Raw genomic sequence first — 14837 nt, forward strand, 5'->3', positions numbered from 1 at the left:
CCTCAGCCGCGCTCGACCTCGGTGAGGCTGCCGTCGGCGACGTCGTAGACGAAGCCGCGCGCGCTCGCGCCCCCGGGCACGTGCGGGTCGGCGGCCAGCCCGGCGAGCATCTCGCGGAGGTCCTGCTCGGCGGAGGTGAAGCCGCCGGGACGCCAGGTGGGCCGCAGCCCGGTGGCCTGGGTGAGCGAGTCCGCGAAGGGCTGGTCCGCTAGGCCGGACATGCCGCAGTCCGTGTGGTGGATGAGGACGATCTCCTGGACCCCGAGCGCGTTCTGGGCGATCGCGAGGGAGCGCCGCACGTCGTCGGTGAGGATGCCGCCGGCGTTGCGGATGACGTAGGCGTCGCCGTTCTCCAGGCCCAGCAGCCGGGTGACGTCGAGGCGGTTGTCCATGCAGGCGACGACGGCGACCTTCGCGCCGCCGGGCACGGGGGAGAAGGAGGCGGCGTAGCGCTCGGCGTTGCCGAGCAGGTCAGCGGTGGTCGGGCCGGTGGGGTTGTGGTCGGTGCTCATGGCGGGCTCCTTCGGTGGGTGCGGGTCAGGCGAAGACGACGGTGCGCGAGCCGTTGAGCAGGACGCGGTGCTCCGCGTGCCACTTGACGGCCTGCGCCAGGACTCGGCGCTCGACGTCCTGCCCCTTGCGCTGGAGGGCGAGGGCGGAGTCCGTGTGCGAGGCACGCGTGACGTCCTGCTCGATGATCGGGCCCTCGTCGAGGTCCGGGGTGACGTAGTGGGCGGTGGCGCCGATGAGCTTGACGCCGCGGTCGTGGGCCTGCTGATAGGGCTTGGCGCCCTTGAAGGACGGCAGGAAGGAGTGGTGGATGTTGATGACGTTGCCGTGGAGCCGCTCGCACAGAGCGGGGGAGAGGATCTGCATGTAGCGGGCCAGGACGACGAGCTCGACGTCGAGGCTCTCGACGAGCCCGAGGAGCTCGCCCTCGGCCTCCTCCTTGGTGTCCTTCGTGACGGGGACGTGGTGGAAGGGGACCCCGTAGAACTCGGCGACGTCGCGGAGGGTCTCGTGGTTGCCGACGACTCCGACGACCTCGATGGGCAGGCCCTGGCTCTTGGCGCGGAAGAGGAGGTCGGAGAGGCAGTGCCCCTCCTTGGAGACCATGAGGAGGGTACGGACGCGGCGCTCCGCCTCGTCGACGGACCACGTCATCGCGTACTGGTCGGCGAGCTCGTCGAGGTCGGCCTCGAGCTCGGCGCGCGGGACGCGGGTGAGCACCGTGACGCGCATGAAGAACAGCCCGGTCTCGGGGTCACCGAACTGCTGGGACTCCGTGATGTTCCCGCCGCGGCGCGCGAGGGCGCCGGTGACCGCGTGGACGATGCCGGGCCGGTCCGGGCAGGACAGGGTGACGACGAGGTGCTGCGCGCCCGTGGGCGCGGTGGCGGTGCGTGCGCTGTCGGTGTCGGTGGTCATGGTGGGGAGGGTACCGACGTTACCGGACTCGAAGCGCATGTGCTCGGGTCGCGATCTCTCGTGACGTTGAGCGGTCGAGCCGTCGACCGGTGAAGGTTGTCGTGCCGAGGTGATCGAATGACTTCGTGAGCGCCGGTGTTGTGATTGCTGCCCTCAGCGTGCTTGGGACGGGGATGCAGGCTGTTGAGAATCTGGTCTCTGTATCCGCCCTCTACCGAGTGCGGAGTGCGCTCGCCGAAGCGCGACGGTCCGACGCCATCCACCGGACGAACGAGAGGGCCGAACGCGAGCGGACTCGGCGTGTGTCATTGCTTCGAAGGCTGGGCCTGGCCCTGACCGCAACGGCTCCGCGGGCAGCTCAGCTGGAGGCGGATCTAGTCTGGCTCGTGCAGTCTCGCTGCAGCGAGTTCTCACCGTCGTCCCCGTTGCTCACTGGTCTGAGCGTCTTTCGTGACGAGGTCGTCGGGTACATGCGTCGAGCGTCTTCCTGGATTCTGCTGTTGATTGCGAGTGAGCTGGCGCTCCTGGAAGCCCTCGAGTCTCTGCTCGACGTTGGGGTTGCGATCTTGACCCTCGTCGCGGTGGCGGCATGGGTGAGTGCGCGTGAGTGGTCGGTCGCCCAGGGGTACGTTCTCCGCCTCGGTGAGTTGTGCCCCGGTGTCGGCGACGTGTCCCTCGGCCGGCGCCCAGTACTCATCGCCGTCCAGCATGCGTGTACCTCCTGGCGCCGGCGAGGTTCCAGTAATTCTCGGCCGTAGCACGGCGACCGCCGTGGAAGCACTCGGGTTCTGTAAGCGGCCACCGAGGGCCATTCGCCTAGCGCTCGGTACGGTCGATGACGGTCCGGTCACAGCGGCGGTAGCATGGCGCCGTCGGTGCGACTGGCGAAGGTGGACCACCACCGGGGAGCGCCGACCGGCAGGCGCCCGGGTCACCCGCGCGCCGCCGCTCCGGAAGCACCTGGTCGCCCGCCTGGGCCGAGGTCGACGCCCCCGCGGCGCTCGCCGCGCAGACACGAGGAGAACCATGACCGGTCCCGCTAGCACCGCTCTGAACAACATGCCCCTGTCCGAGCTCGACCCGGAGATCGCCGCCGTCCTCGACGGCGAGCTGGCCCGTCAGCGCGAGACCCTCGAGATGATCGCTTCGGAGAACTTCGTCCCGCGCGCGGTCCTCCAGGCACAGGGCTCCGTCCTGACCAACAAGTACGCCGAGGGCTACCCGGGCAAGCGCTACTACGGCGGCTGCGAGGTCGTCGACGTCGCCGAGCAGCTCGCGATCGACCGCGCCCTGGCCGTCTTCGGCGGCGACTACGCCAACGTCCAGCCCCACTCCGGCGCCCAGGCCAACGCGGCCGTCCTCGCGGCGCTGGCCAGCCCGGGGGACACGATCCTCGGCCTCTCGCTCGCCCACGGCGGGCACCTCACTCACGGCATGAAGATCAACTTCTCCGGCAAGCTCTACAACGCCACCGCCTACGGCGTCGACGAGACCACCCACCGCATCGAGATGGACCAGGTCCGCGAGGCCGCCCTGCGCGAGCGCCCCAAGGTCATCATCGCCGGCTGGTCCGCCTACCCGCGCCACCTCGACTTCGAGTCCTTCCGCTCCATCGCGGACGAGGTCGGCGCCGCGCTGTGGACCGACATGGCGCACTTCGCCGGTCTCGTCGCGGCGGGCCTGCACCCGAGCCCCGTCCCGTACGCCGACGTCGTCTCCACCACCGTCCACAAGACCATCGGCGGCCCCCGCTCCGGCATGATCCTCTCCAGCCGCGGCGAGCAGTGGGGCAAGAAGCTCAACTCCGCCGTCTTCCCCGGCCAGCAGGGCGGACCCCTCATGCACGTCATCGCTGCCAAGGCCGTCGCCATGAAGGTGGCCGGCACGGACGAGTTCCGCGACCGCCAGCAGCGCACCGTCGAGGGTGCGGCCATCCTCGCCGAGCGCCTCCTGCGCGACGACGTCAAGCAGGCCGGGATCACCCTCGTCACCGGCGGCACCGACGTCCACCTCGTCCTCGTCGACCTGCGCGACTCCGCCCTCGACGGCCAGCAGGCCGAGGACCTCCTCCACGCCGCCGGCATCACCGTCAACCGCAACGCCGTCCCCTTCGACCCGCGCCCGCCGCGAGTGACCTCGGGCCTGCGGATCGGCACCCCGGCGCTCGCCACCCGCGGCTTCGGCGCCACCGAGTTCACCGAGGTCGCCGACGTCATCGCCACCGCCCTCGTGGCCGGCGCCGCCGGCAAGGCCGACGACGAGCTCCTCGCGAGCCTCAAGGGCCGCGTCAAGGCGCTCACCGACGCCTTCCCGCTCTACCCCGGGCTCGCCCAGTGAGGGCCCCCTGGGAGGGGCCGGCCAAGGTCCTCGACGGGAAGGCCACCGCGGCCGCGATCAAGGCCGAGCTCAAGGAGCGGGTGGACGCCCTGCGTGAGCACGGCGTCACCCCTGGGCTCGGGACGGTCCTCGTCGGCGAGGACCCCGGCAGCGTCAAGTACGTCGCCGGCAAGCACGCCGACTGCGCGGAGGTCGGGATCACCTCCATCCGCGAGGACCTGCCCGCCACCGCCACCCAGGCCGAGATCGAGGCCGCGGTCGACCGCCTCAACGCGGACCCGGCGTGCACCGGCTACATCGTCCAGCTGCCCCTGCCCAAGGGGATCGACGCGAACGCGATCCTCGAGCGCATCGACCCGGACAAGGACGCCGACGGCCTCCACCCGACCAACCTCGGGCGCCTGGTCCTGCGCGGCAGCGAGTCGATCACCTCGCCCCTGCCCTGCACGCCCCGCGGCTGCATCGAGCTCATCACCCGCCACGGCATCGACCTGGCCGGCAAGGACGTGTGCGTCGTCGGGCGCGGCGTCACCGTCGGCCGGTCGATCGGCCTGCTGCTCATGCGCAAGGACGTCAACGCCACCGTCGACGTCTGCCACACGGGCACGAAGGACCTCGCCGCGCACGTCTCCCGGGCCGACGTCGTCATCGCGGCGGCCGGCTCCGCGGGCATCATCACCGCGGACATGGTCAAGCCCGGCGCCGTCGTGCTCGACGTCGGCGTCTCCCGCGTGGTCAACCCGGAGACCGGCAAGGGACGCATCATGGGCGACGTCGCCGACGGCGTCGACGCGGTCGCGTCGTGGCTCTCGCCGAACCCAGGCGGGGTCGGACCGATGACGCGCGCGCTCCTGCTCGCCAACGTCGTCGAGACCGCCGAGCGTGAGGCCGCTGCCGACTGAGCTGTGCTGAGCGTCTGACGCGCTGGCCGTGCGAGGGCCCGGCACCCGGGAGGGTGCCGGGCCCCCGCGTTTCTCCGGGGGGGGGGAGGGGTTCACCCGCTCCACGGAACCAGGGTTCCAGGGGCGTCATTCCGCGGGTTCCGGGGCATGCACCCTGCGGGGGATGGGTGAGGTGAGGTGAGGGGGACACTGCGGGACCCGCATGCGGAGTGGGATGAAAGGACTACGGCGCACCCGGGGCGGGAGCGCGCCGATACCCACGGGTGATCCGCACCGGGCGCATGCGGATTCAGGTCACAGCGGGATCGCGACGCGATCACGGTGGGATCTCGGTCGTGAGGGGGTGGGGGTGAGTCTCCCGGGCGGGTTCCGGGGGTGCTCGGGGTGTATTGCTTGATTAACCCGTGCTCTTACCCAACCCTCATTCATAACGTTCTCTCGTCTCCGCACGACGTGATTCGACGTCGTCACCCCGCCCCCACAGGCCTTGAGAGGACCCCATGTCAGCCCGTACTAGCCTCGTTCGTCGCTCCCTCAGCATCGCCGGCGTCACCGCCGTCGCCCTCACCGTGTCGGCGGCTCCCGCCCTCGCGAGCGTCTCCAACATCGATGATGACTCCGCGAGCTCCGGCACGAGCCAGTCGACCCCCGTCACGGTGCCGGGCAACGGCTCGATGATCCCGGACGACCAGCCCTCGACCGAGCCCAGCACCCCCGCCGTGCAGCAGACCACCCCGGGCAACGGCTCGGTCATCCCGGATGACCAGCCCTCGACGGAGCCGTCGGCGGAGCCCAGCGCGCCCGCCAGCACCGAGCCGAGCACGCCCGCCACGACCGAGCCCTCCACCGAGCCCAGCACGCCGACCACGACTCCGGCCACCCCCGGCAACGGCTCGGTCATCCCGGATGACCAGCCCTCGACCGAGCCGTCCACGGAGCCCTCCACGGAGCCCTCCACGGAGCCCTCCACGCCGGCCACGACCGAGCCCAGCACCGAGCCCTCCACGCCGGCCACGACCGAGCCGACCAACGACTGCTCGACCGTCCCCACGCCCACCACGCACCGACACGGCACCACCGTCATCGTGCCGACCCCCGGAGCGACCGACTGCGCGACGACTCCCGCTGACCAGCCCTCCGAGTCGGCCAGCCCCTCCGCCCCCGCCAGCCCGGCCGCCGAGCAGCCGACCACCCCCGCCGGCTCCGAGTCCACGGCCCCGTCGACCTCGACCGACGAGGGCCAGGACTGCACCACGGCTGCCACCACCTCGTCCACCGAGACGACCGGCTCCGGCAGCACCACCGGTACCACCGCGGGCCGCACCGTCCCCGCCGCGGGCTGCACGACGCTCACCGTCACGGGCTCCCACGGCGCGGGCAGCTCGAGCACGGGTGCCCGGAGCACGGGCTCGCAGGCGACCGCCACGGGCTCCGAAGCGGCTCCTGCCGCCTCCGGTACCTCCAGCAGCGCCGTCGGCGACTCCTCCCTCGCCCACACCGGTGCCATGACCGAGATTCTCCTCGGGACGGCGGGCGCGCTCCTCATCGGCGGTGGCGTGCTCACGACGGCTCGCCGTCGTGCCTGACGCGGAGCCGCTCGGCACCTCAGCGACGGCTCTGACGGCCGCGCCGCGAGGCGACTCGGCCCAGCGGAGCAGCGCTTCCGCCGTCCGGCTCGGAATTCGCACCGCGCAGGGCACGACCGCGGCCCGCAGCCACGACGGAGCCTGTTGAGAGCAAGACACCGGGGGCGGGGAGGAGCACCATCGTGCTCCTCCCCGCCCCCGGCGTGCTCCTGAAGGGGTTCGGCCCGTTCAGCCCCAGTCCGTCTCAGCGGCCGCGCGCGCCGACCGCAGCCGCATGACGCCGGCCGTAAGGATCCCGGCACCCGCGAGGCACAGCGGCATCGAGGCCACCCAGAGAATCGTCGAGACGCTCGACAGAGCCTGCGCCTGTGCGAGCACAGGGGCCACGGCACCCAGGACGAGGGCCACGAGACCGATGACGATGAGCCGCGCCCCAGAGGCGCGGCGCGCGCGGAGAGCGTCGAGCGACGCGGGGCTCGACGGTGCGGCGGAGGAGGTTGGAGGGCTCTGGGAGGTCATGGGGTCATCCTGCACCCACCCCGGCGGGTGCCGATCCTCAGTTGCCCATGACGAAGGCCGTCCGCTGCACGGCCTCGGGGCTGAGGTCGGTGACGGTCACCCGGGAGACGCTCGCCCACCGCGGCCCTCGATGGAGCCACCCGATGAGGGACCCGACGGCCTCGGTGGGCCCCTGAGCGAGGACCTCCACGTCGCCGTCGTCGAGATTGCGCACCTCGCCCACCAGGCCGAGGCGCTCACCCTCCTCCATGCACGACCACCGGAAGCCGACCCCCTGGACCCGGCCGGACACCAGGGCGTGGATCGTTCGGGTCGCGGAGCCGGGGGAGGACGCGCTGCGGGATGTGCTCATGCCCCCCATCCTCGCAGGTGAAGCGGCCGGCGTCGCGGGCGGCGGGGAGACGGCCCCCCGATATCCTGACGAGGTGCCGTACCCTGACGACTCCAGAACCGTTTCCCGCCCGGCTGCTCCCGCGTCACCCGGACCCCGCGAGACCGTCGCCCACCGGGGCACGGGGGCGGTGCTGCCTGACGCCGGGCGGCACGGCCCCTCCCGGCGCCACCTGCTGGAGGGGCTCCTCGGCGGGGCGGCCGTCCTCGGGGGCAGTGCCGTTCTCGCCTCCTGCACCGGCAGCTCCGGCGGCGGCTCCGGAGCCACGTCCAGCGCCTCGCCGACGACCAGCTCGGGAGCCACCGTGACCGAGCTCGAGCCCACCGCCTACGACGCCTCGGACCCGTACCGTCCCCTGTACCACTACAGCCCGGCGAGCGGGGACATGGCCGACCCCAACGGGCTCCTCGCCGACGACGGCACCTTCCACCTCTTCCACCAGACCTGGGGGACATGGGTCCACGCCACGTCCAGCGACCTCATGGCCTGGAAGGACCGAGGCGTCGCCCTCGAGCACGACGACCTCGGGCAGGCCATGTCCGGTAGCGCCGTCGTCGACGCCGACAACGTCTCCGGGCTCGTCGAGGGCGGCGGCATCCTCGCCTTCTACACCTCCACGGAGGGCGGGCAGGCGCCCTCCGTCGCCTTCTCCGCGGACGGCGGCTCCACCTGGAGCCGCTACGACGGCAACCCCGTCATCGCCAATGACGGGCGCACCGACTTCCGGGACCCCAAGGTCTTCCGCCACGAGGACTCCGGAGCCTGGGTCATGGTCATCGCCGCCGGCGACCACGTCGAGATCCACCGCTCCACGGACCTGCTGAGCTGGGAGCACGCCACCGACGTCGGTGCCGACACCGGCCTGCACTCGGCGGTCTGGGAATGCCCCGACCTCTTCCCGCTCGAGGATCCCTCCGGCGCCACCCGATGGGTCCTCCACGTCTCCGTGGGCGCCTCCGACGAGACGGGCGGGTCGACCGCCCAGTACCTCCTGGGCGACTTCGACGGCACGACCTTCAGCCCCGTCGACACGACGGTGCGGATCACCGATGGCGGCCAGGACTTCTACGCGGCGCAGTCCTTCGAGAACCTCTCCGGCCGCCGGGTCTGGATGGCCTGGGCCGGCAACTGGAGCTACCCCTACGACCTGCCGACGGGAGACTGGCACGGCGAGATGAGCATCCCGCGAGAGCTCTCCCTCGTCACCGTCGGTGGCGAGACGGTCCTCGCCCAGACTCCCGTCGCCGAGGTCGAGGCCTACCACGGGGACGTCCTCGACGTCTCCGGCACCTCCGTCACGGACGACTCGACGGTCATCGGCGTCGGTCGCAGCCTCGACATGACCCTCGAGCTGGACGTCTCGAAGGCGACGAAGGCCTGGGTGAGCGTGGCCCGCGGCACCGTCGACGGCGCCCTTCAGGAGGTCCTCGTCGGCGTGGACCGCGCGGCCAAGCAGCTCTTCCTCAACCGGGAGGCGTCCGGCGTTACGACCGTCTCCGGCTCCAACAGCCCGGAGACGGACTTCGCCCTGGCCCGCTTCGTCGACTACGAGCCGGTGGACGACCGCGTCCGGCTGCGGATCCTGCTCGACCGCTCGAGCCTCGAGGTGTTCGTCGACGATGGCGCCCCCGCGGCGACCATGCTCGTCCTCAACGACGCCGGTGCCCAGGACGTCGCTGTGGGTGCTGACGGGACGGTCACCGTCACCTCGGGGAGGCTCACGACGATGCGGGAGTCGATGGGGCGGGACTGAGCTCTCGACCGCTCGGGCCACGACGAGGGGCGCCCCGCAGGATCTCTCCTGCGGGGCGCCCCGTCTCCTTCAGGACCGGCCGGTGGCCGGGCGCATCGGGTCAGCGCTTGTCGTAGCCGGGGTCGTACGACTTGTTGGCCGGGATGTCCCCGAAGCCGCCGAGTCCGTTCGTGCCGTAGCTGCGGTCGACGCTGGTCGTGTCGCCGTTGATGTCGAGCTTCACGGTCGGGGCGAGCGAGCCGCCGCGGACCGGGTTGCCGTCGTGGTTGCCGCCGATGGAGTCGATGAAGGACTCCACGAGGCCGCCGGGCTGGATGTAGTGCGAGTACGACTGGAACGCGTACGGGCTCTGGTTCCAGTCAGGGCTGTACGGCGAGCCGGCCGCGTAGTTGAGGTTGACCGGGTTGCCCAGCGCGATGCCGGTGCCCTCGTTGAGCGGCTGGTAGTCGGAGCGGATGCCGTCGCCGACGAAGCCGTAGACGCCCTCAGGGCCGGTGACGCCGGAGGCGTAGGTCGAGCGGTGTGAGATCGTGAAGAGGTAGGACTTGCCGTCCTTGAAGTAGATCTGCGGACGCTCGGTCTGGTCGTTGACGCAGTTGCCGGACAGGATCGGCGGGAGGAACTTCCACTTTGTCATCGCCTTGTTCTCGCTCACGGCGAGACCGACGTTGGCGAGCTGGTAGTAGGCGCCGGAGGCGTTGACGTCGTCGAGGGACTCGGCCTCGGGGTCGCCCTCCTGGTAGCCCAGGTCCTCGGACTTGCAGGTCGCCGACGTCGTGTTCTGGCCGTGGGCGGCCACGATCGACTTGTCCTCACCGGCGCGGGTGTACGCGGTGTTGCCCTCGAAGACCATGTAGGTGTTCTTGTCCGAGGTGTTCGTCTGGTCGACGAAGGTGAAGGGGTCGCGGAACGAGAGGTACTGGTTCTGGTAGCGCGACTGGTAGTACTTGCCGTCGGGCGTGAGCAGGTCGTGCTGGACGCGGAAGCCGGTCAGCCACACGCCGTTCGCGTCGGCGTGGATGCGGCCCTCGGACTGGACGATGTGCGGGTCCTGCGGCTTGTAGTCGACGCCGTCGCTCATGACGTAGCCCGCGTCCGACGTGGGGCTGCGGTAGAAGGCGACCGCCGTGTAGAACATGCGGATCTTGTTCGAGTTCGGCATGAGGCGGGCCGAGCCGGACCACTCCGTCTGGTGGGAGTAGGACTGGTCCGCGAAGACCGAGCCGGAGGCGCCGTCAGGGAAGACGTGGCCGCCGTAGATCCAGCCGCCGTTCGACGAGCTCGCGCCGCCGGCCGAGCTGGTCGTCGTGCCGGCCTTGCGGTAGAAGAAGCCCATGCGGGCGTGAGTGTGGCGGTCGTCGAAGGAGTAACCGGCGTTGCGGTCAGCGACGAGGGAGAAGATGATCTCCCAGCCGTTGTAGGAGATCTGGTTGGCGTGGTCGTCGGTGAGCGTCCAGGTGTCCCAGACCCACACCTTGTCCGCGTTCGTGGCCGGGAAGCCGTTGGAGATCTCCGGCATGGTGAGGTACTCCGGCAGCGAGGACTCGCCGGCCGCAGCGTCCGGGTTGGACAGGCGCTGGATCTGCATGGCGTCAGCACGGGTCCACTTGGCGGTGTAGTCAGCCGTCGTGGAGTAGGCCTGCTGCGAGTGCTTCGTGGCGTTCGGCCAGCCCTCGTGCTCGGGGACGAAGCCGTCGGCTGCGACTGGCTGCTCGGCGGCGTCGGCCTGGGCCGCGGCCTCGTCCGACGCCGTGGCGCTGGCGGAGGCCGAGGCGGTGGCCTCGGCGCTGGGGGAGGACGAGGCGGACGCCGTGGCGGACGCGCTCGCGGTGGGGGTGGGGCTGGCCTCGGCGGCCATGGCGGTGCCGCCGGTGAGGATCAGTGACAGTGAGAGGGCCGCGAAGGCGCTGGCTCGCCAGGACCTGCGGTGGACGACCTGGGACACGGTCGGCTCCTTTGCTTGAGAGGGGATAGGGCACCCTCGTGCGCTGTCGTGCGGGCGACGAGGCGTCGGCACGCTTGCAGCGACTGCAGAGGCTGCGGTCACTGCGGGCTCTCCGTCGGAAACCGTAACCGCTTCGTGACCAACGTCGGCACCGGATCCGGAGCACCGCGGCCGTCGAGTCGCATCGTGCGGTCCCGTGCGGACCGCACGAACGCGGTTGCCAGGATGAACTTGATCCTCGTCACTTGTGGTCGTGTCACGGAGAGGTCATAGTGAGCACGTTCTTCGTGAGCTGCCGGGCTCTCCACCCCACCGCGCAGATCCCATGGTCCCGTCCTTGTCCTCCACGCTACGGCGCGGAGGGTGAGTGGTGCCGTGATGACAATCGGAGACAACCGTGAACAACTCCCTTCCCACCGCGCGCCGCGGCAGGGCGCTCCTGCCCGCCGTCGCCGCGATCGCGGCCTCGCTCGCGCTCGCGGCGCCCGCCGTGGCGTCGGACGGCCAGAGCGCCTCGACGCTGCGCGACGCGTCGACGACCAACGCGCAGAGCCTCGCCCAGGCTATCGCCGGGGACGCCACCGTCAGCAACGCCAAGGTCACCGGCGTCGACGTCCAGGTCGGTCGCGTCACCGGCCTGCCGAGCAAGTACTTCTCACAGGACTCCGTCGCCCTGTCCACCGGCTCCCTCATCGCCGCGGACCCCCAGGCCGACTCGGACACCGACTTCGAGTACTCCAGCGTCCTCGGCCCCAACCAGGCCCTCGACACCACCGGCGACCTCGGTGGCGACGGCGACGCGGCCCTGAGCACGCTCGTCGGCGACGACACCTACGACGCCACGACCCTCGAGTTCGACGTCGTCCCCACCGGCAAGGTCCTCAACCTCGCCTACCAGTTCGGCTCCGAGGAGTACGCCGGCGACGGCGGCTCGGCCGCGGGCAACCCCAATAACGGCGCCTGGGAGTCCCAGGGCTACGGGGACGTCCTGTCCATCACGGTGGACGGCACCGAGTGCGCGCTCGTCCCGGGCACCAAGGACCTCGTGTCGGCCGCGACCGTCAACGCGACGACGAACGCCCAGTACTACACCGCGAACGTCTCGGGGCACGACCTCGGCGACATCGACACGGAGATGAACGGGTTCACCTCCAGGCTCGAGTGCTCCCAGCCGGTGACGGTCGGCAAGACCGCGCACGTCCGCATCGCCCTCGCCGACGTCCTCGACGGCCAGCTCGACTCGACCGTCCTCCTCCCCGCCGGAGGACTCACCTTCTCCGACGAGGCCACTGCCTCCGAGACCGCCGTCCCCGGTGACACCAGCACCGCCGACGCCACGGCCGCCTCCGCCGGCTCCGCGGAGGGCACGTCGTCCGGCTCCGGCAGGGCCGGGTCCGCCACGAGCACCGAGAAGGGCAAGGCTGCCGCGTCGAGCAGCACCGGCCGCGGCTCCGGGCCGCTCGCCCACACCGGGACCGCGGCCCTCGCGATCCTCGGCGCCGCCATCGTGCTCGTCGGCGCGGGCGTCCTCACCCGCCGCCGCGCCCACTGACGCGCCGCTCGTCCGCTGACAGGCGGACCGCTCGGCACGGTCCGGGGAGGTGCGACCCCCGGCCGAGCCGAGCACCGACGGGCCCCGCCACCACCGGTGGCGGGGCCTGTCCGCGTCCTCCTGGCCGGAGGCGGGAGGCGGGAGGCCTCCACCGGGGCACGTACCCTGACGCCATGCGCATCACCACCGTCAACGTCAACGGGATCCGTGCCGCCGCCCGCAAGGGCATGGGGGAGTGGCTCGCCGCCACGGCGCCCGAGGTCCTCCTCCTTGAGGAGGTCCGCGCCGACGAGGCGACCGCCTCCGCCCTCCTGCCCGGGTACGAGTCGGTCATCTGGCCCTGCCGGATCAAGGGTCGCGCCGGCGTCGGCGTCGCCGTCCGCGACGGCGCCGGGTACCGCCTGGGCGAGGTCCGACGCGGAGTCGCGCCCGAGGGCGTCGAGGAGCCCGACGTCGACTCGGGGCGCTGGCTCGAGGTCGACCTCGAGCCCACGGCGGACGCGGAGCAGGGCCACCCGGCCACGGCGCTCACGGTCATCGCCGCCTACCTCCACTCCGGGCAGGTCGGCACCCAGAAGCTCGCCCACCTCGAGCTCGTCGACGCCCGCATGAGCGAGCTCCTCGCCGCGCAGGCCGCCGGAGGTCGCGAGGTCGTCATGGCCGGGGACCTCAACGTGGTCCGTTCCGAGCTCGACATCAAGAACTGGCGCCCCAACCACAACAAGGTCTCCGGCGTCCTCGACGTCGAGATCGCCCACCTCGAGGGCTGGTTCTCTCAAGGGTGGACCGACGTCGTCCGCTCCCTCGCCCCTGAGGCGCAGGGGCCGTACACCTGGTGGTCCCAGCGCGGCAAGGCCTTCGACAACGACGCCGGCTGGCGCATCGACTACCAGGTCGCCACCCCGGGGCTCGCAGCCGCCGCCAGCAGCGCCGTCGTCGGAAGGGCCACGAGCTACGACGGACGCTGGTCCGACCACGCGCCCCTCACCGTCGACTACGCCCTCTGTGACGCCGTCGACCGTCAGTGCACCGCTCGACCGGCTGATGTCCAAGAATCAGGCGGCCGAGCGGTGAGGCGGTGAACAGACGGTCGCGCCCCGGGACGACCTCAGACGAGGCGGCCGGCAGGGGCCGACGGCGTCGCGTCGAGGAAGGCCGGCTCGTTGAAGCCGTGCCTCGCGTAGGCGGCGACGATCCCGCGGGCCACCTCGTCGACGCGGTCCACGTCCACGAGGGCGATGGCCGAGCCGCCGAAGCCGCCCCCGGTCATCCGGGCACCGTGGGCGCCGAGCTCCCGGGCGGTGTCGACGGCGACGTCGAGCTCGGGGCAGGTGCACTCGTAGTCGTCGCGCAGCGAGTCATGGGAGCCGTTCATGAGCGCGCCCGCCTCAGCGAGCTTGTCCCCGGCGAGCGGAGCCCCGTCCTGGAGCAGGTCGACGAGCCGACGCGTGCGGTCGATCTCCGTGACGACGTGACGGGTCCGGCGCACCAGAACCTCGACGTCGCTCTCCCCGGAGGCGCGCAGCCGGTCCAGGGCCGCGTCGAGGCCCGTGGTCGATACGTCCGCGAGGAGGTCGACGCCGAGCAGCTCGGCGGAGCGCTCACAGGCCGCGCGCCTCGCGCCGTACTGGCCGTCGACGAGGGAGTGCTTCGCCTTGGTGTCGATGACGAGGAGGGCCAGGCCCGCGGCCGCGAGGTCGAAGGGGACCTGCTGGGTGGAGCCGTCGCGGCAGTCGAGCTTGAGGGCGTGCCCGGCGCCGCAGCGCATCGAGGCGGACTGGTCCATCCCTCCCGTGGGGGCGCCGGCCACCTCGTTCTCGGCGCGGACGCAGGCCGTGACCAGGCGTGCCCGGCCGGCCTCGTCGGGCTCGTCAGGCGTCCCGGCCAGCCCGAGCGAGGCGACGTCGTCAAGGGCGACGGCGGTCGCGCACTCGAGAGCGGCGGAGGAGGACAGGCCGCCACCGAGCGGCACGCAGGAGTAGAGGGCGGCGTCGAAGCCGGGGAGCGGGCCGAGCCCGTCCTGCTCGAGGGCCCAGGCCACGCCGGCGACGTAGGCGTTCCAGTGACGGACCTCGCCGCGCGTGCCCTTCGGGCCGATGACGTCGAGGTTGAGGACGTCGACGGAGTCACGGGTCTGCGGTGACACGAGGCGGACCGTGCGGTCGTCGCGGCGGCGCAGGGCGAGGAAGGCGCGGTGCGGCAGGGCGATCGGCATGGCGAGTCCGCCGTTGTAGTCCGTGTGCTCGCCGATGATGTTGACACGCCCCGGTGCGTACCAGACGCCGTCGGGCTCGGCGTCGAAGGCCTCCCGGAAGAGGTCGGTGGCCAGGCGTGGGCCCTCCTCGTCGGACAACGCGGGTGAGAAGACGGGGGGCGTGTGAGCGGCGGTGCTCGTGGTCTCGCGCATGGGAGGACCATAACCAC

At 71.7% G+C, this 14837-nt stretch carries 12 protein-coding genes; 6 read left to right on the forward strand and 6 right to left on the reverse strand.

Annotation, left to right across the window (positions count from 1 at the left end):
• Positions 1 to 2 precede the first annotated feature (2 nt).
• Positions 3 to 512, reverse strand: coding sequence for a beta-class carbonic anhydrase (locus IXW69_RS02205; RefSeq protein WP_194784749.1), 510 nt, complete (start codon positions 510 to 512; stop codon positions 3 to 5).
• 25 nt (positions 513 to 537) lie between these two features.
• Positions 538 to 1428: a formyltetrahydrofolate deformylase gene (gene purU / locus IXW69_RS02210; RefSeq protein WP_194784750.1), complete on the reverse strand. Its 891-nt coding sequence runs from the start codon at positions 1426 to 1428 to the stop codon at positions 538 to 540.
• 1026 nt (positions 1429 to 2454) lie between these two features.
• Here purU and glyA point away from each other — a divergent pair.
• The 3 genes from glyA to IXW69_RS02225 all read left to right on the forward strand — a co-directional run bounded on the left by glyA (position 2455) and on the right by IXW69_RS02225 (position 6253).
• A complete protein-coding gene (glyA, locus tag IXW69_RS02215) occupies positions 2455 to 3765 on the forward strand; it encodes a serine hydroxymethyltransferase (RefSeq protein ID WP_323745123.1) in 1311 nt (436 codons plus the stop codon).
• Positions 3762 to 4667: a bifunctional methylenetetrahydrofolate dehydrogenase/methenyltetrahydrofolate cyclohydrolase gene (locus IXW69_RS02220; RefSeq protein ID WP_194784751.1), complete on the forward strand. Its 906-nt coding sequence runs from the start codon at positions 3762 to 3764 to the stop codon at positions 4665 to 4667. The genes glyA and IXW69_RS02220 overlap by 4 nt, the downstream gene beginning before the upstream one ends.
• Before the next feature lie 500 nt (positions 4668 to 5167).
• Positions 5168 to 6253: a hypothetical protein gene (locus IXW69_RS02225; RefSeq protein ID WP_194784752.1), complete on the forward strand. Its 1086-nt coding sequence runs from the start codon at positions 5168 to 5170 to the stop codon at positions 6251 to 6253.
• A 228-nt stretch (positions 6254 to 6481) separates the two neighbouring features.
• On the opposite strand, the gene IXW69_RS02230 is transcribed toward IXW69_RS02225, so the two are convergent.
• Together IXW69_RS02230 and IXW69_RS02235 are read right to left on the reverse strand one after the other, a co-directional pair.
• Positions 6482 to 6772 carry a hypothetical protein gene (locus IXW69_RS02230; RefSeq protein ID WP_228524510.1) on the reverse strand — a complete coding sequence of 97 codons (291 nt, stop codon included), beginning with the start codon at positions 6770 to 6772 and terminating at the stop codon, positions 6482 to 6484.
• A gap of 37 nt (positions 6773 to 6809) precedes the next feature.
• On the reverse strand, positions 6810 to 7124 hold the full coding sequence (locus IXW69_RS02235; RefSeq protein ID WP_194784753.1) for an acylphosphatase: 315 nt from the start codon (positions 7122 to 7124) through the stop codon (positions 6810 to 6812).
• 169 nt (positions 7125 to 7293) lie between these two features.
• On the opposite strand from IXW69_RS02235, the gene IXW69_RS02240 reads away from it, so the two are divergent.
• Positions 7294 to 8916, forward strand: coding sequence for a glycoside hydrolase family 32 protein (locus tag IXW69_RS02240; protein ID WP_194784754.1), 1623 nt, complete (start codon positions 7294 to 7296; stop codon positions 8914 to 8916).
• Between the two features lie 100 nt (positions 8917 to 9016).
• Here the strand turns inward: IXW69_RS02240 and IXW69_RS02245 are convergent, their stop codons facing one another.
• Positions 9017 to 10861 (reverse strand): glycoside hydrolase family 68 protein, encoded by a 1845-nt coding sequence (locus tag IXW69_RS02245; RefSeq protein WP_323745124.1) that lies wholly within the window; start codon positions 10859 to 10861, stop codon positions 9017 to 9019.
• A 397-nt stretch (positions 10862 to 11258) separates the two neighbouring features.
• Here IXW69_RS02245 and IXW69_RS02250 point away from each other — a divergent pair, with 397 nt between their 5' ends.
• Positions 11259 to 12413 (forward strand): choice-of-anchor L domain-containing protein, encoded by a 1155-nt coding sequence (locus tag IXW69_RS02250; RefSeq protein WP_323745125.1) that lies wholly within the window; start codon positions 11259 to 11261, stop codon positions 12411 to 12413.
• Positions 12414 to 12586: 173 nt separating this feature from the next.
• Positions 12587 to 13495, forward strand: a complete 909-nt coding sequence (locus tag IXW69_RS02255) for an exodeoxyribonuclease III (RefSeq protein WP_194784755.1) — start codon at positions 12587 to 12589, stop codon at positions 13493 to 13495.
• A gap of 26 nt (positions 13496 to 13521) precedes the next feature.
• Here the strand turns inward: IXW69_RS02255 and galK are convergent, their stop codons facing one another.
• Positions 13522 to 14820, reverse strand: a complete 1299-nt coding sequence (gene galK / locus IXW69_RS02260) for a galactokinase (RefSeq protein ID WP_194784756.1) — start codon at positions 14818 to 14820, stop codon at positions 13522 to 13524.
• Between the last annotated feature and the right edge of the window lie 17 nt (positions 14821 to 14837).

Source organism: Actinomyces haliotis (assembly GCF_015355765.1).
Taxonomy (GTDB): Bacteria; Actinomycetota; Actinomycetes; order Actinomycetales; family Actinomycetaceae; genus Actinomyces; species Actinomyces haliotis.